Genomic DNA, 20,740 nt, shown 5'->3' with positions numbered 1-20,740 from the left:
TTTTCGTTAATCCTCCATAGTAAATCTATTCAAAACTCTTATTGTGCCTTACCTTGTTGTAAAGCTTTGAATTAAGCATTTTGTTGTAGCCTTCCAGACCCACATGCGCAGCATTCAGAAGCTTAAGTATCTTATAATGCTTCAATGTCATATCAACGACGTGTCTGTCTCTCTTGACTATATAACTCATAAGCTGATCTACCCGTGCAACACCTCTCTTTCTGTCGGAATCGCATAGCATGGAAGTTACCATGAAGCTCAGCAGAAGAAGATGTATCTTCTTGTCGCAGTATTCAAGAGCCCACTGCTCCGAGATGTCCTCTCTGTTCTTGAGCATCTTTACTATGACCATCTTGGTATGGTCGATTCTCTTGAACTGATTCTGCGCGGATACGCTCTGGGACACATCCCCGATCCTGTACTCGTACACGAACATATCGAGTGGCAGTATGGTTTTTGCCAAGCAGCATGGATATGTCGCATATTCGTGATCCTCGTAGAATACTTTTTCTGCAAGTCTGACTCCATTCTCACGGTAAAACTGTGTTCTATATGTTATTCCATGGAATGTGAGGCTTCTGTCAAATTTTTTCCAGTCTGACATGACCTCTTCCATAGTATATTCTCTGTCGAATTCATCAGGGAAACATCTCCAGTTCTTTATCTCCCCTGTTGTTATATTGATGGTGTGGTGACATGTCAGAACAACATCCGCACTGGCATTCTCGAGCTTTCCTATAAACTCAGGAATACTCTCTGTGAGAAACCAGTCGTCGGCGTCAAGCACCTTCATGTATCTGCCCCTGGCCTTCTCAGCTCCGGCATTTATCGCTGAGCCATGTCCTCCGTTCTCCTTATTAATAAGTGAATAGCTGTCAGGATACTTCTCAATGTACTCCTCACATATACTCTCACTGCCGTCTGTCGAGCCATCGTTTACCACTATCACGTCTATTTTGTCCATAAGCTCCGGAACAACAAGTGATCCAAGACATTTGTCAAGATATGGCTTGCTGTTGTAAGACGGAATTATCACACTTAATATTTTTTCACTCATTTCTTCTTCCCTAACCTGTTCTCATGTATTCCCTTCATAATAAGTCTGAAGGCCTTAAACCATGATATATCACTGTCAAACTGATGTCTCTTCCTTATGCTGTAATACGCTGCGTACAATACCGCCGGTACATAACCCATGATGTATCTTGTCGTATTACCTCTGTTTATGAAAAATTCTTCGTTATACCCCTTAAACCATGTTGACTTTGTCTGCGCAACATCCGCTATGACAAATGGTACATAATATATTGCAAGTCCGTTCTTCCTGCAATCCGTGAGGAATCTGAATTCCTCTTCAGCTCCGTTGCCCGAGCCCGCACCCATGTGCTCATCAAAATATACATTATTATTGACTATGCTCTCTCTCTTGAATGATATCTGCCAGGATGCCACATGCATGAGATCCAGATATCCAAGCTTCTTAGGCATGTCGCCCCAATGGGCAGGTCTGTTGCCTATGTTGAATATGATGACATCCGCCTCTGGCAGATCTCTGTACGCAGTCAGTATCCCTTCTTCGTAATTCCTGCTGAACACCTCATCGTCATCACACAGCAGACACACATCCGCCTCGGAATGCTTTATAGCATAGTTCCTGCTCTTGGTAAGACCCTTGTCATTCACCGAAAAAATTCTTGTCTTATGTCCGTTCCTGTCATATTCATTGTACCCATCATATCCACACTGGTTGACTATGATCGTGTCGGACTCTATATGGGATTTCGTTATGATATCCTCATCCTGAAGGTTCATACACGAAAGCAGTATTTCTAGTCTCATATGTCAAACACCCATTTCTATCTGATAAAGCCCTAAAAAAGGGCATAATTAACAAAGACCGCAGAAAGCGTAGTTTACTTACTTATACAACGTCTCTTTTAAAAAGTCAATACATAGAAAAGAGCACCGGCAAATCTACATCTGATTATATATAGTATTTGTCGGTGCTCTGCCGCTTTATGTTATTTATATTTTGGAATTAGTCATTATATCCATTTGGATTCATCGACTGCCACTTCCATGAATCAGCACACATCTCGTCGATTCCGTACTGAGCCTCCCAGCCAAGCTCCTTCTTGGCAAGTGAAGCGTCTGAGTAGCATGTTGCAATATCTCCAGGACGTCTCTCCTTGATCACATATGGAACGTCATGTCCACAGGCCTTGCTGAACGCCTTGATAACATCAAGGACACTGTAACCATTTCCTGTTCCAAGGTTGTATACCTTAACTCCAGGATTCTCCTTGATCTTGTTGATAGCCTTTACATGTCCAACTGCAAGGTCTACTACATGGATGTAATCTCTCACACCTGTTCCATCCGGTGTGTCGTAATCATTGCCAAATACTCCAACGCTCTGAAGCTTTCCGATTGCAACCTGTGCAACATATGGAAGAAGGTTGTTAGGAATACCCTTTGGATCCTCTCCGATAAGTCCGCTCTTATGAGCTCCGATTGGGTTGAAGTAACGGAGAAGAATTACATTCCACTCTGGATCTGCTGTGTGGAGGTCTGTGAGAATCTGCTCGATCATCCACTTTGTCCAGCCATATGGGTTCGTAGGTGTTCCCTTTGGGCACTCCTCCGTGATAGGGATAAATGCAGGATTGCCGTATACTGTAGCTGATGATGAGAAGATGATGTTCTTGCATCCGTTCTTTCTCATAACCTCGCACAGGTTGAGGGTTCCTGTGATGTTGTTCTGATAGTACTCAAGTGGCTTTACAACTGATTCACCAACTGCCTTGAGTCCTGCAAAATGTATTACACAGTCAGGCTTCTCATCTGCAAATATCTTGTCCATAGCTTCCTTGTCAAGGATATCTGCCTTGTAGAATGTGAGATCCTTTCCTGTTATCTCCTTGATTCTGTCGACTGCCTTCTCGCTGGCATTGTAAAGGTTGTCGAGAATTACTACCTCGTAGCCTGCATTAAGCAGCTCAACACATGTATGACTTCCTATATAACCTGCTCCGCCTGTTACCAAAATTTTCATAATGTTTTCCTCCTTTATGATACTGTGACTCATAACCATCTGCCAGACACCTGTGCTTTTGGGGGCACTGTTAATGTCTTGCGCAAATGTCGATCACCAGTTTATAAACATTTTTATTTTGCAATGACGTTTTCTCCAACACTATACCACTACATCCTGTTATGCACAATAAAATGTGGCATTAATAAATATTAGTTATGGAATACGTCTGTCACAGATACACATATATTATTGCATTTTTAGTGCACACTATATTACTGTGCATTCACATAATCTACGAACTTGAGAAATGCAGCCTTTCCGGCCTCATCTCTCTTGTAAACGCCTGCACACTCAAGGATCTTTGCGAATACATCGCCGATCTCATCCTGAAGTATCTTGTGTACGTTATCCGCATTTATATCGTACTTTCCAATGAAAGTCTGTACCCAGTCGTAATGCTTTGCTATATTCTCGTGGGCCTTGATGTCTCCACCTGCCACAAGAACCTCTGCAAGCTCTTCCATCTCGCCCTTGAGTCTTGCAGGAAGCACCGCAAGTCCCATAACCTCGATGAGTCCGATGTTCTCCTTCTTGATGTTGTGATACTGCTCCCATGGATGATAGAGACCAAGTGGATGCTCCTCTGTGGTGATGTTGTTACGAAGGACTAAGTCCATCTCGTACTTGCCATCTCTCATTCTTGCGATCGGAGTGATCGTGTTGTGAGGCTCTCCGTCTGTCTCCGCGAATATGTACGCATCCTCATCTGTGTAGCCTCTCCATGCGCCGAGAATCTTGTCGGCAAGCTCTATGATCTTGTCTGGATCCTCTCCGTCAAGTCTGATGACTGACATAGGCCACTTCACGATTCCTGCCTCAACATCCTCATATCCTGCAAATGTAATCTTTGTCTCAACAGGTGCCTTTGTCATGGCAAATGTATAACGTCCGCCCTGGAAGTGATCGTGTGTGAGGATAGATCCACCTACTATAGGAAGGTCTGCATTTGATCCCAGGAAGTAATGTGGGAACTGTCCAACAAATGAAAAGAGTTTCTGGAATGTAGCCTTTTCTATCTTCATAGGGATGTGCTGTCCGTTGAACACGATACAGTGCTCATTGTAGTATACATATGGAGAATACTGGAATCCCCACTTGCTGCCATTTACCTCTATAGGAATGATCCTGTGATTCTCTCTTGCTGGATGGTTGATCCTTCCCGCATATCCCTCGTTCTCCATACACAGCTGGCACTTTGGATATGATGACTGTGACATGGTCTTAGCAAGGGCAATCATCTTCGGATCCTTCTCAGGCTTTGAAAGGTTGATGGTGATGTCGATATCACCATACTCTGTAGGCTTTACCCACTTGATATCCCTTGCAACTCTGTATGTTCTTATATAATCTGTTGCTCTGCTGAGCTTATAATAGAAGTCTGTCGCCTCCTCTGGGGACTTTGCATACTTCTCTCTGAACGTCTTTATGATCTGGCTTGGCTTTGGAACCAGCGCATTCATGATCTTCGTGTCGAACAGATCTCTGAGGACAACTGAATTCTCTGCGATAAGTCCATTCTCAACTGCGTAATCCAGAATCCCCTTGAGACACTCCTCAAGTTTTTCCGGTGTATCTATAGCTGGCACCTCACCCGGCTCCTCGTAGCTGTCCTTCTTCAGCATCTCGAGGATGGTGTTGGTCGTATATATTCTATCCTCTTCCTCTATCAGCTCATTTGCAATTCCGTACTCAACGAGCTGCTTGATATTTGTATCTATCATGGTTGTAACCCTTCTTTCCTTATATCTATTTCTACACTCTCTTCTCCGCAACGAGACGGGAACACCAGCCATTAAAGTTCGCTTCCAGCGAAGGCTGGTGCTACATAATAATTTTTCTACGAAAAATTATCACATTTACTCAACTACTTTGATTCCGCCGTAAGGTCTTACCTTGAGGACGTGGCATGCGCCCTCTCCGAAGATCGACTCTATGTTCTTCTTGTACTCAGCAACAGCCGCATTCTTGACAAATGCCTGGATGGTTCCGGCAAATCCGCCGCCGTGTACTCTGCACACACCATCCTCGCCGATGAACTTCTCTGAGAATCCAAGTGCTATTGATACGTTCTGTGTGAGTGGATCCTTTGCGCTGTATATATTCTGAAGAAGCTTGAATGATGAATCTCCGCTTCTCTTTATAACATCGAGGAAATGGTCAAATTCCTGATTCTCAAGTGCTGCAACACCCTCTGCAACTCTGTCCTGCTCTGTGTAGAAGTGGAGTGCGCGAAGGACTGCTCTGTCATTCACCTTGCCGCTTGCTCTCATCTCGCCAACCTTACTGATGAAGTCCTCCTCTGAAACTCTGCTGAGGAGCTCCTCTCCGAAGTAATTTGCTACCTGCTTCATCTCTACAGGGATCGCTGCATAGTCGTCTGTGAGATCTGCATGTGAACCCTTTGTGTCAACGATACACAGGCTGTACTGATGAGCCTCAAAGTCAACCGGAACCTGCTTGATGACAGGATTTGCCTTGTCAAAGAAATCGATATATATAAGTCCTCCGACTGCACATGCCATCTGATCCATAAGTCCGCATGGCTTGCCGAAGTATACGTTCTCTGCGTACTGTCCTATCTTTGCAACATCAACTGATGAAACCTTCATGTCATTGTAGAGGCCTGAAAGGATAGTTCCTATAAGACTCTCAAATGCTGCTGATGATGACATTCCAGCTCCCATGAGCACATCGCTTGTCACAAATGCTGTGAAACCGCCTACCTTGAATCCGTAGTCTCTGATCCCTGCAACAACGCCCTTGATAAGCGCTGTTGTTGTTCCCTCAAGTGCAGGATCCTGCTCGATATCATTTACATTGATAACTTCCTTTGGCATATCGTCTGACACAAGCTCGATCACGCCGTCCTCTCTAGGTGCCACAATTGCTATGGCATCAAGGTTGATCGATGTAGCAAGTACATGTCCGTTCTGATGGTCTGTATGGTTTCCACACACCTCGCTTCTTCCGGGAGCGCTGTAGATAGCAACCTCCTGATCTCCGAATAACTCTGTAAATTTATCAAGAGCTTTTACATATCTTTCCCTGTTGTATGGGATCATATCCTTGTCGAGATAGATCTGTGCAAGCTTCTCGTCAAACTCTCCACCTGCGATAATTCCCTTTAATTCTGCGATTTTCTTCATTGTCTGTAACTCCACCTTTCTCCATCTTTTTATATTTTTTCTTAATGTCCGTTATTTTGTTGTCCATATTGCGCACATTTTCTGCGCTACGCCGTTGCGCTTCTTGCTTTGTGAATATAATTCTATAACAATATACAGATTTTGAACATGGCATAGCGTTGCAAATATATGTCCATTTGTTAGATTGTTTTTTCTGGCGGAACATATTATTGTATGGATAATCCGGTTGAATGTATGTTATACTCTTATATATTATAATGAGAGAACGAGTTCATATGCCTTCATTACAGAAACGTTCAGATCTTATAAATTTAGAACAGTACGAGAATCTGTATATGGACTTTGCCAAAATCTCCTGAAGATTATCAGATCAATTTATGAAGTTACTTTATTAAGAAAATGCGGAGTTTGTAAAATGGAAAATAAGATCGTAATGGAATTCCCTCAGGAAAATGACACAGACCTCTACCTGAATGTGTTCGGACACTCAATAACCGAACCGCTGCACAAGGCAGGCCCTGCGGTCAAAACATTCTACCTTATACATTTTGTACTTGAGGGGGAGGGCGACTTCTATGTAGGGAACGCACACTATCATCTGAAAAAAGGTCAGGGATTTCTGATTGAGCCGGACACCCCTGCCACATATATATCAGACGAACACCATCCATGGAGGTATGTCTGGTTCGGATTCTCTGGCAGATGTGCCCAGGACACGCTGAGCAGTATTGGTCTGACACAGAACCAGCCTATATTCACCTGCGAGGATGGCGACAAACTGAAAAAGTACGTATTTGATATGCTTGCTCACAACACCTCGGATCACGCAGATCACTTCAGGCTCATGGGCATGCTCTACCTCGCTCTGTCTGTCATCGCAAATGCACAGAAAGACAAGCTGGAGACTCCATCCGGAAACGCATATGTGAACCATGCCATATCATATATCCAGAACCACTACAGTATGCCAATGAAGGTGGAGGAGCTGTCGGATTACGTTGGAATCAACAGAAGCTATTTCTCCGACCTGTTCAAGCAGTACACCGGAATGAGCCCAGTGAAGTATCTGCAAAATTTTCGCATAACAAAAGCCCAGCATATGCTTACCATATCTGAGCTTTCTATAGAAAGTATTGCATTTTCATGCGGCTACCAGTCCGCCGAGGCTTTCCACAAGATCTTCCGCAAGACCACCGGAATGTCGCCTAATGCCTACCGGCAGGAGAAACGCCAGAGAACCATCTCCAGCCAGGAGACCATGAACAACAACCGGCCGGATTATATTGATACAGATGATGATTTTTAAAATTATCTCCAGTGGCAAAGGCACCAGACATTATTACTGTATGCTAACCAAAAGTAAATCAATGCCATCAGCATATTCTTCTAAAAATCAGCAGGCGTCTGTGTGCAAAATTCTCCAATATGGTGAGCCTGTGATCGTCATCTGTGATATTCCAGAATATAAGTGCTGACACATATTACAAATTCCTACTTTCTTTTCCACCTAATTATCATCATAATAATAGATGCACATACGCACAATCCCCCTACAGCAAATGCCCCAACAGCTATTTCCTGCCACATTTGTGCATTATACAATTCTACCCCCGTAACTATTATGCAAATACCTAATAATGCCATCGCCGTAATCACCAAAGGCATCTTTTTAGTCGCTATACCAACTATTGATACAAGGACTGCCACAACTCCGATGGCAGCCACAACAATTGCCATATTCATATTTTCTTCTCCTCTACTTCTTTTTTGACGGAACCTTTATCGATGTTTGACACGCGACATAGCTCGCACCAGTATTTTTCATTGCTATGTATCTTGTTGTGGTACTCCAGCCATCGTGGACCACCAAAAACGTATACACCTTTCCCGTTCTCATATTCTTATATTCCTTATAACCTACCACTGCAACAGTATGATTATAATAGTATCCATTTGCAATAGAAAACATACACGGATTTCCACTGTCAATTTGTTTCTTCAAAGTTGAATATGTCCACATATAGTTACTGTTTCCAGTGCCTGAAGAATAACCAAATCCCTTTTGCCACGTCCTTTTCACCAAGTTATTATTTTTATTAACTGGCAATCCCCTTTTCTTTGTATAGCCAACATCTATCGCGCACTTTTTTACTATATCATACATCTTGTTATTATCTTTTGGTATTTTATTATATCCCTGTGTTCTATAATATTTTAATATATTATAAAATGCTGTCAACGTACAATTATTATTTCCTCCTAAAGAATTACATTTTGTATTTCCAATGCCCGGCAATATTTTCGAGCTTTTTAGGCTATAAACATCTGTCTTTTTACCAACATTCTTTTTCAAATAACTTACAGGATTTTCTATCGCCGAATTAACTTTCGGATTGTTCTTACCTCCAACAAATTTATTAGCATTTAATATTTTATCGATTTCTTTTTGACTTTTCCCAATTAAAATATTATTATCTGTATTAATTTTGTTTGATGTTCGTCCATTATATTTATTTTTTCCCTCTTTTCCATATGCCTGCTGTGAACTTTCTACAGGCACTTCCGCCCCATAAACTTTAATCACTGTAATTTTTTAAAAATTAACGGAGCATATAATAGCCAACATTACCAGAATTAGTCTTATTTTTTTCATTGTGTTTTATCCCCCTCTTTAATTATATATAAGTTCAGATCAACCTAGTTTGTAATTCAATAATGTAGTATATCTATATTGATGTCAACAAATTATTTTGCTAATATGTTCAGTTACAACGACATCTCTATATGCCAATGAAGGTGGAGGAGCTGTCTGACTACGTTGGAATCAACAGAAGCTATTTCTCTGACCTGTTCAAGCAGTACACCGGGATGAGTCCTGTGAAATACCTGCAGAATTTCCGCATAACAAAAGCCCAGCATATGCTTACCATATCTGAGCTTTCTATAGAAAGTATTGCATTTTCATGCGGCTACCAGTCCGCCGAGGCTTTCCACAAGATTTTCCGCAAGACCACCGGCATGTCGCCTAATGCCTACCGGCAGGAAAAACGCCAGAGAACCATCTCCAGCCAGGAAACCATGAACAATAACCGGCCGGATTATATCGAGACGGACGACGAGCTGTGATCTTTACAAGGCCACAGCTCGCTTATCATTTTGACATATTCTATTTATCATAAGCACAATATAAACGCAATTACATGAATCACCAGATCATTGTCGGATGCCACATTATCAGCAATAACAAACACAAACCAAATCTCCTTTGAATCAAACGCATTTATATTTTAAAAAGTGTTAGCAGTAGAATACTTACCATTTCCATACCTTGACTATAGTTCAAGAGATTACATATGTAATCTCTCTTTCTACCATTAACACTATGTTCTGATTTAGGTTAAACTCAATCTTTGTCATTTGCTTCACGATATTATAATCTTTACTAATTTATCTTATAAAGTTCGTCTGGTTGCCTCTCTCCGTGTCAGGGAGTGCAACACCTGCTGCCTTGCCGGCTTCAAAGCATTTGAGCATCCATGCAAGGTTCTTAGCAAGATTCCTCATGGTCTGCATACCCTCCGCATCCAGCTCAGCCTCTCCAGGCACGCGTCCGTGTACAAGATTCCAGTATGTAGAGCCAGCCACCGGCATCTGTGATATTCCAAAGTATTTATTCATCACATCGAATGATGCTGATGTTCCGCCACGTCTTGCAACTGCCACAGATGCACCCGGCTTGAATGCAAATGCACGGCCGCTGCTGTAGAATACTCTGTCAAGGAATGACTGCACACGTCCGCTTGGATGAGCATAGTATACAGGTGTTCCAAATACCAGTCCGTCTGCTTCCTTTGCCTTGGCAACGAACTCATTTACCTTATCGTCATCAAACACACAGCCTTTTTCCGTACACTGTCCACAGCCTATGCAGTCTCTCAGTGGAGCTGCTCCGATCTGGAATATCTCATAGTCTATTCCCTCTTTCTTGAGCTGCTCGCCTACCTCGTAAAGTGCACGGTATGTATTGCCCTGCGGCTTCGCGCTTCCATTCAACATTAAAACCTTCATATTCAGTTCCTCCAATCATTTACACCACTATTTATATGTAACTGTCGATTACTTATCAGCAGTTCTCTTTTCTTTTATATATTTGACTAAAAATATTATCGCCAGTACAAGCAAAACGCTGACACAGAATACCATCATGCCCAGGGAATACACTGACTTTTTTATCAGCTTAGCCACCACAAATACTATAGCCAAAATTACAAATAATATTGATTTGTATAAATTGCTGCTCACGTTTTATCCCTCCATGTTAATTTCCACCGCCACACACACATGGCAGTTTCTTCTATATTATATATACACTTATTGATAAATTTTTTCCAGTTATTTGTCAATGTCTGAGCGACTTCCTATACTCCATAGGTGACATACCCTTTTCCTTCTTGAATACTCTGCTGAAGTAGAGCGGATTATCGTATCCAACTATCTTTGCTATCTCCGTCATGTTGTAGTCCGAGCTCTCGAGAAGCATCTGGGCGTTGGCTATACGCTTTGACATAATGTACTGTGTGGGCGTGGTGCCGATGCGCTGTCTAAAGTTCCGTATGAACCAGCTCACGCTCATGTTATGCTCATTTGCATAACTTTCCACCACTATCTCTTCGTTATAATGCTCTCCCAAATATGCCGCCGCACGGTCCATCTCCTCTGCCATGACCGAAAAGGTTTTTGAATCATCCTGCTCCTGCTGTCTGTGAGCTGAGATAAGCATCTGTCTGAATATGTATTCCAACATCTCCTCATAGTCATCCCGGCAGAGCTGTAGCTCCTGTATCATTTGCCTGAACAAAATTCTGTACTCCGCATGGTCTCCACCATAAAATATATTCACATCATCATCTATCCCATATCGTCTGAATATCTGCTTCACCTCTCCCCCGGTGAAATGCACCCAGAATACTTCCGTGTGTTCGTCCCCGTAATACACATACCTCTGCATCTGTCTTGGTCTGTAGATAACCATATTTCCGGGGCAGGCAATCATGTCCTTTCCGTCTATCTCAAAATGTGCTTTACCCGCCGCCACGTATATTAGCTGATAATCTTTTCGCCCTTTTGGTCTGTAGGTTGTAAACTCCTTCTGCGTATACAGCTTGTAAGTTCCGCAGCTTGTGACTATGAGCGGTCTGCTCTTGTCCACTATGTCGAGCAGTGAGTTGTGAAGATATGCTGAGTTTGTATACATGTGTGGCTCCTTTCTATATGGCAAATTACACTATTATTTCACTATTTTTACACTATTTTGAAGCGTGTGCAGGCACATCCTGTATGCTTTATACTTTTTCTTTTGTCTGTTCAGAGACTTCACCCTGCAAGCGGACTTGCAGGGTGCGGCGTATCCGCCTTATAAAACTAGAATGTGCATATTTTGTCTCATTATATGTATGGACTTTTCATGTGCCGTTATCTTATAATATATCTAACAAACGACGAATATACAACGTTTTATATATTAAATTAACCACAGGAGGTATTGTTATGATCATTCCGCGTCACTACGAAAATCTGCATATTCTGCATGAGAACACCATGCCGGATAGGAATTACTATATTCCTGCTGGGAAGGCATACAGCACATCCCTTGATGCAAGGGATCACTCGGACAGAGTACAGTTTCTGAATGGAACCTGGAAGTTCCGCTACTATGACAGCATTTATAAGCTTCAGGACGAATTCCACAGTGAGGGATATGATATATCCGGTTTCGATGATATTCCGGTTCCATCAGTATGGCAGATGCACGGATACGACTATCACCAGTACACCAATGTCAGGTATCCATTTGCATTTGACCCACCTTATGTTCCAAAGGACAACCCATGCGGAGCATATGTGACCGACTTCGACTACGATCAGAACGAGGACGCACCACTCGCGCACTTGAACTTTGAGGGTATAGATTCCTGTTTCTATGTATGGCTCAACGGCAGGTATGTTGGCTACAGCCAGGTGTCCCACTCAACCAGTGAATTTGACATAACCGAATTCATAAGAAACGGCTCCAACAGGCTCTGCGTGCTGGTTCTCAAATGGTGCGACGGAAGCTATCTTGAGGATCAGGATAAGTTCCGCATGAGCGGTATTTTCAGGGATGTATATATCCTGAAACGCTCTGAGGGTGCTGTATACGACTATTTCATAAAGACCAGCTGTGACGATATAAAGGATCCAACTAAGGCAGATGTAACCATAGACTTCACAGCATTTACAGAATATTCCTGCGTTGAAGACCGTTTTTCATCAAAACCAGAAACAGTGGTTGATAAAGGCGCTGATTCAAATTTTGATATTGAAGTTACCATTCTGGACGCCGATGGCAGCATATGTTCATCAGGCTGTGTAAAATGTGAAATTTCCGCTCAGAGCGATGCCAATACCAATGCAGACGAAGGCAAAACCGCAGCCAGCTCCAGCAGCATTACTTTGTCGATTGACTCCCCTGTGCTGTGGAATGCAGAAAAGCCATATCTCTACACTGTCATCATCAGATGTGCCGGAGAGGTCATCACTGACAGGATAGGAATCAGGGAGATAACGATAGAGAATAAGATCGTGTACATCAACGGCATGCCGATCAAGTTCCATGGAGTGAACAGACACGACTCTGACCCTGTGACAGGATTTACCATCAGCAGAGAACAGATCATCAGGGATATGTCTCTCATGAAGCGGCACAATGTCAACGCCATAAGGACAAGCCATTATCCAAATGTTCCTTATTTCTATGAGCTCTGCGACGAATATGGATTCTATGTAATAGACGAGGCTGACATAGAGGCACACGGTCCAAGTGAATTGTTCTATTCTGATAATAATTGGGATAACAAGGCAGCAAGGTGGAATGAGCCGATCGCCAACAATCCTGAATTCTGTGAATCCATTCTTGACCGCATCAGGCGCTGCGTCATCAGGGACAAGAACCGTGCCAGCGTGGTCATCTGGTCCATGGGAAATGAGAGTGCATACGGCGTAACATTTGAGGAGGCTCTGGCATGGGTCAAGTCCTATGACAGCTCCCGTCTCACCCACTACGAGAGTGCCCAGTATACAGACGGCAAGAGAAAATACGATTACAGTAATCTGGATCTCTACAGCAGAATGTATCCATCCATATCCGAGATGGCTGAATATATAGATGGTGATGGCGACAAGCCTTACATCCTGTGCGAATATTGTCATGCCATGGGCAACGGCCCTGGAGATCTGGAGGACTACTTCCAGTTCTTCGACAGCCACGAAACCACTTGCGGAGGATTTGTGTGGGAGTGGTGCGATCACGCCATATACAAGGGCAAAGCGGCAAACGGCAAGGCTATGTATGCCTACGGAGGTGACAGCGGCGAGACTATCCACGATGGCAATTTCTGTATGGATGGCCTGGTCTATCCTGACCGCAGGCCACACACCGGACTGCTTGAATTCAAGAATATCCACCGTCCGGCCAGGATCACCGGCTATGATGGGGCAAATGGAATTCTGACGCTGCACAACTACATGGATTTCACTGATATCAGAGATTACCTCACTATGAGCTATGAAGTCACTTGTGATGGACAGGTGGTTACATCCGGGAATATTGATGTTCCTTCCGTGGCACCTCACGGCGATGGAACTGTCAGCCTGAGCCCTACTACAAATATACAGAAATCATTGTCAGACTTATATGCAGCAAGTCATGCTGACATTTCTGGCAGCTCAGATGTTACCGATTATTCAAGTGTTGTTGAATGTTCAGATGTCGCCGATTGCACAAAAGATATTATTACACACAGAATGTTTCTCCGTGTGATATATAAGGCAGCTTGTGACAGTGCATTTGTCAAGGAAGGTGATGTGTTGGGATTTGACGAGATAGAACTTGCCACACAAAAACAGAACGCAGACAAGGTCCTGGATAAAGCATCGTTTTTGGACAAGGCGCAGAATTTGGCGGAACAATATCTGACTACTCAGGATACAGCTTCTGCCCATCTTCATGTATCGGAAAGCGACACAGAATTTGTTGTCAGCGGAAGTAATTTTGAATATATATTTGACAGGAACGCAGGAAACTTTACAGGCTTAGCAATTGACGGTCAGGAACTTCTCGCTGCTCCATGCGATAAGACAATCTGGCGCGCACCTACGGACAATGACAGAAATATAAAGAACGAGTGGTTAAGAGCGCACTATGATATGGTATCCGAGCGGACCTATGATACAAGCTGTATTGTGAAAGACGGATGTGCTGTGATTACATGTACATCCAGCCTCTCTGCACCGACGGTACAGCCGGTTCTGAGGATAAACGCTGAATGGATAATAACACCTGAAGGAACTATAAAATCAAAAATGCATGTAAAGAAAAATGCTGAATTCCCTACGCTCCCAAGATTTGGCGTGAGGATGATTTTGAGAGAAGATATGCGAAATGTAAATTATATCGGTATGGGTCCATATGAAAGCTACGCAGACAAGCACCATGCAAGCTGGCATGGCTCATTTTCTGCATCCATTGACGAGATGCACGAGGACTATATCATGCCACAGGAAAATGGAAGCCACTTTGACTGTAGCCTTGTTCAGGTCAGTGCCACTGGAGCAAGCGACGAGTCTGACAGGAATAGCTCAGACAAAAATAACTTTGTCAACGGTTCATCATATCAGAGCATTTGCAATGCGCAGACAGCCGAAACGATCGCAGCTACAACAGCCCACAGCATAACCGTGACATCCGCTGTGCCATTTTCAATGAACGCCTCGCCTTACACCGCAGAGGAACTGACCAATGCAGCCCACAACTACGAGCTGCCGGAGAGCGGCAAATCCGTCCTGTGCATAGACTATCGCCAGAACGGAATCGGCTCCAACAGCTGCGGCCCCGAGCTTGATGAGAAATACAGATTTGACGAGGATGAGTGGGAATTTGGATTTACCATGCATGTGAAATAGATACAAAATTATCGCTAAATTAAGTTTATCTCATGAAAAAGGACAAAGCCTCCAAACTTTGTCCTTTTTTCCGCTTATATGAGTATTTAGATACAATTTTGTATCTTTTTCACCATTTTGACTGTGATTAGCGAGAATCAATTATCAGATTTACCCGAAATCTGCCAAGCAGCGGTATTCCTCTTCATCCGGCGCATCTTCTCCGGATCCTTGCCCGATTTTTGGACGCCACCTACCACATCGTACTCTATGCCAGATGACACATCGACTACGTCAGGATGCACCTGCTCTATCGCCCGCCGCACATTGTCCGGCGTGAGACCTCCGGCAAGCACAAACAGCCTTCCATCTCTGTCGATATCCGTCAAACTGTTCCAGTCAAATGTCTTGCCACTTCCAGGTTCACCGGCATCGAACACATAACCTGCAACATTCGAAAGGCTTTGATAATGTGGGTACATATCCATATCCTTCACATTGAACGCCTTCCACACAGGCAAATGCGCACTCTCTATAAGCTCATCGCTGGTCTGTCCATGAATCTGTATCACATCAAATCCCAGCTCACCTATCTCCGCTATCTGCTCCGCATCCGGGGATACCACCACTGCAACCTTCTTCACATCTTTCCTCAGTTCTTCAAGCAACCTGCGCGCAGTCTCCGCACTGACATTTCTCTTTGATTTCGGGAAATACATCACCATTCCTATATAATCAGGTCTCACTTCATTCACCGCGGCCACATCGGCCGGGGTCGTGATTCCGCACATCTTTATCTTCATGCTGTCTCTCCTATTTTTTTAACATCGGCTCGCCAACAGGCGAAAACTGATGCTACATATCCTTATCGAACGTCAACCCTGATAGGTCGAGTTTATATACCGTATCAGCCATCTTTTCGTTTTCCAGAAACATTGTCATATATATCGGAAAATATACTTTTTTGCCGCTGACCTCTACATTTCCCTCCGAAAAAACATATGCATATTCTATTCCGTAATTTTCATCAGCCAAGACATTGCACAGCGCAGAGTGTCGTTTGTAATCCTTACCCGATTTTATCTCCAGTGGAACTACTTTACCATTCAGTTCTATTACAAAATCAAGCTCACCCTGCTTTTTGCTGTTAAAATAATATTCTTTATGACCTTTGCTGAGTAGTTCCTGGGAAACCACATTTTCAAATAGCGCACCATTGTTTATAGACTTTTCTTTATTCAGTATCGCCATTTTCACCTGATCCGAATACCTACTTGTCAGCAGCCCTACATCGGAGAAAAATAGTTTAAAGAGATTCCTATTCTCACTGATCACAAGCGGAAGTTTCGGCTCACTTATATTGTAGACCGGTATCGCAACCCCAGCATCCTTAAGCCACAGAAAATCATTTGCAACCCTATCATAACTGAGGCCTTTACCTATACTATTGATCTGGAATCGTTTATTTTTCTGATCAAGCTGTCCCGGCATAACATCATATATCTCCTGCAGTTTCAGCTTGTACCTTGTCTCATACTTTGTAAAATCACTCTTGTACAATTTAACTATCTTTTCATGTACCTCCGCTACCTTCGCAAGATCATTTGTCTCCACATAGGTATTGACCGCCTCCGGCATTCCGCCCACGATAAGATACAGATTAAATACATCAAGCATTTTTTCATGTACAAACGAATCAACAGGCAGCCTCTGCGTAAAGCATTCCTTCAGTGTGTCGATCACATTCTGATTCACACCAACAGAAACCATAAATTCGTGCAGATCCATCGGATACATATCACATACACGCAGATATCCAACCGGCGCAGATCTGAGATCATTCAGCTCTACGCCCAAAAGCGAACCGCTCATGATATACCTGTAGCTTCCATCTTCCACCAGAAACTTCACTCTTGTCACTATATCTTTAAACTCCTGCACCTCATCCAGAAATATGATCGTACGGCCTTTCTCAAGAGGCTGTTTTGTCACCAGACTAAGTCTCATAAGCAGATCCTTTGCATCTCTGGCACCGCCAAACAATGTGGCAAGCTCCGGCTGGTCAATAAAATTCAATTCCACATATGGCACTCCACTTTCCCTGAGGCATTCTTTTATAAGATATGTCTTACCAATCTGTCTCGCTCCCGTTATGAGCAAAGCGTCTCTGCCGCTCTGAATCCATGAATCTATATATTTTTTTGCCGATCTTTCCAGCATAAAATCACCCCACATACTGCATTTGCAACTTTTCTATCCCTATGATATCAATTTTTTGCAACTTTTCCAACCTTTTCGCGGTGATTTTTGCAACTTTTCCAACCTTTTTTCGGCAGATTATGCAACTTTGCGAGCTTTAGTAACAATTTTCTTTTATTTTACGGCGGGTCCTCCTTATGAAAATATCTGTCCGGGCAGTGTCTTTTTCTCTTTATATGGAAACTGGCTGTCAAATTCTTCCACAGCCTTTTCGTCCACGAAATATCCTTCTGGCGGAACGTACTCACCCGTGACTCCATCAAGATATCCGGGAATCAGCTCCTTGCAGAGGAAAAACGATGCATCCTCCCCCTCATCAAGTCCATGATAGCGAATGCCAAACCCACTTGCCGGTCTGAATCCGCTCTTGCCATAGAAATCAATATTCCCCTCAAAACATAGTGCTCCGCAGCCAAGTCCTGCAGCCTTCTGCAACGAATAATCCAGCAGTATCTTTCCATAGCCCTTACGCTTAAGTTCATTCTTTATGCATATAGGGCCCATCGTCATAATTGGAACACTGCTTCCGTCATCCGCAGTTATTTCTGCTCTCATAAACATATTCTGGCCGATGAGTTCTCCATTTAACAGCATTACAAAATCCAGTTCCGGGACAAATGCACTGTCATTTCTCAGCTGATTGAGCACATAGTGTTCCAGGCAGCCGGGACGATACACATTCCAGAAACTGTCCCGCACCAGATTCTCGACTTCCCGGTATTCATCCTCTTTCTCCAGCCGTATAACCAGATCATCATTATGACTGACTTGCGTAATATTTATGTGAATTTGTCAAGCATTTTATATATTATTTTCTTACCTGTCTGGCAGCCTCAACCATATTTCTGAGGCTGGCGTCAGTCTCAGGCACACCTCTGGTCTTAAGACCGCAGTCCGGATTGATCCAGAGCTTATCCCTGCCTATCTTCGTGAGCATGACATTTACCGCCTTCACGATCTCTGCCACCGACGGAACTCTTGGAGAGTGAATATCATATACGCCAGGTCCCACCTCTGTCTCAAAGTTGTTCTCCCTGAGAGAATCCAGGATCTGCAGATCGGATCTTGACGCCTCAAATGTGATCACATCCGCGTCCATATCATCTATGGCAGGTATGATATCCGTAAATTCACTGTAGCACATATGTGTGTGTATCTGTGTCTCAGCCTTCACACCGCTGTGTGTCAGACGGAATGCAGGTATCGCAAAATCAAGGTACTCCGTATACCAATCAGATTTTCTGAGTGGAAGCTTTTCTCTGAGTGCAGCCTCATCTATCTGTATCATCTTTATTCCATGCGCCTCCAGATCCAGCACCTCATCTCTGATCGCAAGCGCTATCTGTGATATAGATTCCTTGATTGATATATCCTCCCTTGGGAATGACCAGTTGAGTATCGTCACCGGACCGGTCAACATTCCCTTCATGATCTTGTCTGTGAGCGACTGCGCATATACAGACCAATCAACCGTGATCGGCTTTTTGCGGTATACGTCACCCCATATCACAGGCGGCTTTACGCATCTCGTTCCATATGACTGTACCCATGCTTTCTCAGTGAACAGGAATCCGCCAAGTGCCTCACCGAAATATTCAACCATGTCATTTCGTTCATACTCGCCATGCACTAGCACATCCAGTCCGATGTCCTCCTGCCACTTTACACATTCCTTTATCTTTCCCTTTACAAAGTCCACATATTCCTGCTCAGATATCTCTCCCTTTCTGAGCTGTGCTCTCTGTGACTTCACATCCTTAGTCTGTGGGAATGAACCTATAGTGGTTGTCGGAAGCTCAGGAAGCCCAAATTCCTTCTTCTGAAGTGCCTGCCTCTCGCTTCTCTTCGGAAGTCTTGCATAATCTGCCTCAGTCACTGCCGCAAGCCTCTGTCTCACCTCGTCGCTGTTGCAGTCTCTTGTTCCCGCAAATAACTCCTGATTCTTGTGGTATGCCTCAAGCTCTGTATAGTTATAACTCTCAGCAAGTGTCGCAAGCTCCGAGAGTTCAGTAAGTTTCTCCTCCGCAAATGCAAAGAACCTCAGATAGTCCTGTGACAGCTTCGTCTCTTGCTTAAGTGTGTATGGCACATGAAGCAGTGAGCATGATGTAGACAGAACCACATCTATCTTCTTATCGCGGAGCTGTCCTACTACCTTGAGAGTCTTGTCGTAATGATTTCTCCATATATTTTTGCCATTTACCAGGCCGGCAAAAAGTACCTTATCCCCAGGGAAGCCGTATCCGTCTATAAGCTGACCGGTCTGTTTGCCCTCTATAAAATCAAGGCCTATTCCGGCAAATGGCATATTTATGATATCTTCATACACATCCCTCACATCACCGAAGTATGTCTGGAGAAGTATCTTACAGTCTGCACGATCTGCAAATACCCTGTCATACACCCTGTGGAAAAGTGCCTTATCATCGTCATCCATATCTCTCACCAATGATGGTTCATCAAATTGCAGCCACTCCACATTCTCTTCATCACACTCGGCGATGAGCTGTCTGTAAGCCTCTGCCACATCATCAGCAAAGTCTTCTGCATTCTTTGATCCCACATATCTGCAGAGCTTAAGCATTGTGTACGGTCCTATAACCACAGGCTTTGTCTTGATCCCCAGCTCCTTGGCCTCCTCGTATTCACCTGTAAGTTTCTCGCAGTCAAGGCTTATCACTGTGTCATCCTCTATCTCCGGAACTATGTAATGATAGTTTGTGTTAAACCACTTCTTCATCGCAAGAGCCTTCACATCCCCGGATTCTCCCTGATACCCCCTTGCCATGGCAAAGTACGTGTCGAGCTTTGAGACATTTAGCTCTCTATATCTCTTTGGCACGATTCCGAGAAGAACTGCTGTGTCAAGCACGATATCGTAAAATGAAAAGTCGTTGCATGGAATAAAGCCTATCCCTGCTGCCACCTGTGTCATCCAGTGTCTGTGTCTGAGATCCGCTGCAATTCCTGTAAGCTCCTGCGCCGTTATCTCATGTCTGAAATATTTTTCAGATGCAAATTTTAACTCTCTTAATGTTCCCACCCTTGGAAATCCTATAACCGATGTCTTCATCATATCCTCCTGTAATTTCATGCGTCTGCTCCACAAATTTTCGTAAGGAGGACCCGCTTGCGGGAGATTCCTTGCGAAGTACGCAGACGCCGTGCGAAGCGCCTTTCATGCGTCTGCTCCACATTATATAAAGACATCCCTCACTTGTATAATACATAAAAATATAGCGTGAATATAGTTTTACGC

At 43.7% G+C, this 20,740-nt stretch carries 17 protein-coding genes; 3 read left to right on the top strand and 14 right to left on the bottom strand.

Features of this window, described 5'->3' with window-relative positions; genetic code table 11:
• Positions 1 to 25 precede the first annotated feature (25 nt).
• From DWW70_RS07855 to DWW70_RS07835, 5 genes are all read right to left on the bottom strand, one after another.
• On the bottom strand, positions 26 to 1,057 hold the full coding sequence (locus DWW70_RS07855) for a glycosyltransferase family 2 protein (protein WP_015534592.1): 1,032 nt from the start codon (positions 1,055 to 1,057) through the stop codon (positions 26 to 28).
• The gene (locus tag DWW70_RS07850) at positions 1,054 to 1,839 is read right to left on the bottom strand and encodes a glycosyltransferase family A protein (protein ID WP_238051026.1); all 786 of its coding nucleotides are present in this window, start codon (positions 1,837 to 1,839) and stop codon (positions 1,054 to 1,056) included. Before DWW70_RS07850 ends, DWW70_RS07855 begins: the two co-directional genes overlap by 4 nt.
• A gap of 199 nt (positions 1,840 to 2,038) precedes the next feature.
• On the bottom strand, positions 2,039 to 3,055 hold the full coding sequence (gene galE / locus DWW70_RS07845) for a UDP-glucose 4-epimerase GalE (RefSeq protein WP_022217011.1): 1,017 nt from the start codon (positions 3,053 to 3,055) through the stop codon (positions 2,039 to 2,041).
• Between the two features lie 254 nt (positions 3,056 to 3,309).
• Positions 3,310 to 4,818, bottom strand: a complete 1,509-nt coding sequence (gene galT / locus DWW70_RS07840) for a UDP-glucose--hexose-1-phosphate uridylyltransferase (RefSeq protein ID WP_055280173.1) — start codon at positions 4,816 to 4,818, stop codon at positions 3,310 to 3,312.
• Positions 4,819 to 4,953: 135 nt separating this feature from the next.
• Positions 4,954 to 6,243 carry a galactokinase gene (locus DWW70_RS07835; RefSeq protein WP_118649599.1) on the bottom strand — a complete coding sequence of 430 codons (1,290 nt, stop codon included), beginning with the start codon at positions 6,241 to 6,243 and terminating at the stop codon, positions 4,954 to 4,956.
• A 415-nt stretch (positions 6,244 to 6,658) separates the two neighbouring features.
• Between DWW70_RS07835 and DWW70_RS07825 the strand changes: the two genes are divergently transcribed.
• Positions 6,659 to 7,549, top strand: a complete 891-nt coding sequence (locus tag DWW70_RS07825) for an AraC family transcriptional regulator (RefSeq protein WP_015534588.1) — start codon at positions 6,659 to 6,661, stop codon at positions 7,547 to 7,549.
• A gap of 185 nt (positions 7,550 to 7,734) precedes the next feature.
• Here DWW70_RS07825 and DWW70_RS07820 read toward each other — a convergent pair whose 3' ends face one another.
• Positions 7,735 to 7,986, bottom strand: a complete 252-nt coding sequence (locus DWW70_RS07820; RefSeq protein ID WP_055222234.1) for a hypothetical protein — start codon at positions 7,984 to 7,986, stop codon at positions 7,735 to 7,737.
• Between the two features lie 13 nt (positions 7,987 to 7,999).
• Positions 8,000 to 8,803 (bottom strand): hypothetical protein, encoded by an 804-nt coding sequence (locus tag DWW70_RS07815; protein WP_022217015.1) that lies wholly within the window; start codon positions 8,801 to 8,803, stop codon positions 8,000 to 8,002.
• A 224-nt stretch (positions 8,804 to 9,027) separates the two neighbouring features.
• Between DWW70_RS07815 and DWW70_RS07810 the strand changes: the two genes are divergently transcribed.
• Positions 9,028 to 9,369, top strand: coding sequence for a helix-turn-helix domain-containing protein (locus DWW70_RS07810; protein WP_022217016.1), 342 nt, complete (start codon positions 9,028 to 9,030; stop codon positions 9,367 to 9,369).
• A 321-nt stretch (positions 9,370 to 9,690) separates the two neighbouring features.
• Here the strand turns inward: DWW70_RS07810 and DWW70_RS07805 are convergent, their stop codons facing one another.
• The 3 genes from DWW70_RS07805 to DWW70_RS07795 form a co-directional block, all read right to left on the bottom strand.
• Positions 9,691 to 10,311 (bottom strand): flavodoxin family protein, encoded by a 621-nt coding sequence (locus tag DWW70_RS07805; protein ID WP_015534585.1) that lies wholly within the window; start codon positions 10,309 to 10,311, stop codon positions 9,691 to 9,693.
• A 48-nt stretch (positions 10,312 to 10,359) separates the two neighbouring features.
• Entirely contained in the window at positions 10,360 to 10,545 is a 186-nt protein-coding gene (locus DWW70_RS07800) for a hypothetical protein (RefSeq protein ID WP_055222235.1), read from the bottom strand.
• A 97-nt stretch (positions 10,546 to 10,642) separates the two neighbouring features.
• A complete protein-coding gene (locus DWW70_RS07795) occupies positions 10,643 to 11,497 on the bottom strand; it encodes an AraC family transcriptional regulator (protein ID WP_118649597.1) in 855 nt (284 codons plus the stop codon).
• 293 nt (positions 11,498 to 11,790) lie between these two features.
• On the opposite strand from DWW70_RS07795, the gene DWW70_RS07790 reads away from it, so the two are divergent.
• Positions 11,791 to 15,243, top strand: coding sequence for a glycoside hydrolase family 2 TIM barrel-domain containing protein (locus DWW70_RS07790; RefSeq protein ID WP_118649596.1), 3,453 nt, complete (start codon positions 11,791 to 11,793; stop codon positions 15,241 to 15,243).
• Between the two features lie 137 nt (positions 15,244 to 15,380).
• Here the strand turns inward: DWW70_RS07790 and DWW70_RS07785 are convergent, their stop codons facing one another.
• From DWW70_RS07785 to metE, 4 genes are all read right to left on the bottom strand, one after another.
• Positions 15,381 to 16,025, bottom strand: a complete 645-nt coding sequence (locus DWW70_RS07785) for a phosphoribosylanthranilate isomerase (RefSeq protein WP_118649595.1) — start codon at positions 16,023 to 16,025, stop codon at positions 15,381 to 15,383.
• A gap of 52 nt (positions 16,026 to 16,077) precedes the next feature.
• Positions 16,078 to 17,442, bottom strand: coding sequence for an ATP-binding protein (locus DWW70_RS07780; protein WP_118649594.1), 1,365 nt, complete (start codon positions 17,440 to 17,442; stop codon positions 16,078 to 16,080).
• A 174-nt stretch (positions 17,443 to 17,616) separates the two neighbouring features.
• The gene (locus tag DWW70_RS07775) at positions 17,617 to 18,180 is read right to left on the bottom strand and encodes a GNAT family N-acetyltransferase (RefSeq protein WP_243017694.1); all 564 of its coding nucleotides are present in this window, start codon (positions 18,178 to 18,180) and stop codon (positions 17,617 to 17,619) included.
• 109 nt (positions 18,181 to 18,289) lie between these two features.
• Positions 18,290 to 20,554: a 5-methyltetrahydropteroyltriglutamate--homocysteine S-methyltransferase gene (gene metE, locus DWW70_RS07770; protein WP_118649592.1), complete on the bottom strand. Its 2,265-nt coding sequence runs from the start codon at positions 20,552 to 20,554 to the stop codon at positions 18,290 to 18,292.
• Positions 20,555 to 20,740 lie beyond the last annotated feature (186 nt).

This window comes from Coprococcus sp. AF16-5 (genome assembly GCF_003479365.1).
Classification (GTDB): domain Bacteria; phylum Bacillota; class Clostridia; order Lachnospirales; family Lachnospiraceae; genus Coprococcus; species Coprococcus aceti.
This window is presented reverse-complemented; position numbering and strand designations above follow the sequence as displayed.

Excerpts from the sequence above, each read along its gene's own strand:
- DWW70_RS07855 (WP_015534592.1), bottom strand. The coding sequence starts at position 1,057 with ATGAGTGAAAAAATATTAAGTGTGATAATTCCGTCTTACAACAGCAAG.
- DWW70_RS07850 (WP_238051026.1), bottom strand. The coding sequence starts at position 1,839 with ATGAGACTAGAAATACTGCTTTCGTGTATGAACCTTCAGGATGAGGAT.
- galE (WP_022217011.1), bottom strand. The coding sequence starts at position 3,055 with ATGAAAATTTTGGTAACAGGCGGAGCAGGTTATATAGGAAGTCATACA.
- galT (WP_055280173.1), bottom strand. The coding sequence starts at position 4,818 with ATGATAGATACAAATATCAAGCAGCTCGTTGAGTACGGAATTGCAAAT.
- DWW70_RS07835 (WP_118649599.1), bottom strand. The coding sequence starts at position 6,243 with ATGAAGAAAATCGCAGAATTAAAGGGAATTATCGCAGGTGGAGAGTTT.
- DWW70_RS07825 (WP_015534588.1), top strand. The coding sequence starts at position 6,659 with ATGGAAAATAAGATCGTAATGGAATTCCCTCAGGAAAATGACACAGAC.
- DWW70_RS07820 (WP_055222234.1), bottom strand. The coding sequence starts at position 7,986 with ATGAATATGGCAATTGTTGTGGCTGCCATCGGAGTTGTGGCAGTCCTT.
- DWW70_RS07810 (WP_022217016.1), top strand. The coding sequence starts at position 9,028 with ATGCCAATGAAGGTGGAGGAGCTGTCTGACTACGTTGGAATCAACAGA.
- DWW70_RS07805 (WP_015534585.1), bottom strand. The coding sequence starts at position 10,311 with ATGAAGGTTTTAATGTTGAATGGAAGCGCGAAGCCGCAGGGCAATACA.
- DWW70_RS07795 (WP_118649597.1), bottom strand. The coding sequence starts at position 11,497 with ATGTATACAAACTCAGCATATCTTCACAACTCACTGCTCGACATAGTG.
- DWW70_RS07790 (WP_118649596.1), top strand. The coding sequence starts at position 11,791 with ATGATCATTCCGCGTCACTACGAAAATCTGCATATTCTGCATGAGAAC.
- DWW70_RS07785 (WP_118649595.1), bottom strand. The coding sequence starts at position 16,025 with ATGAAGATAAAGATGTGCGGAATCACGACCCCGGCCGATGTGGCCGCG.
- DWW70_RS07780 (WP_118649594.1), bottom strand. The coding sequence starts at position 17,442 with ATGCTGGAAAGATCGGCAAAAAAATATATAGATTCATGGATTCAGAGC.
- metE (WP_118649592.1), bottom strand. The coding sequence starts at position 20,554 with ATGAAGACATCGGTTATAGGATTTCCAAGGGTGGGAACATTAAGAGAG.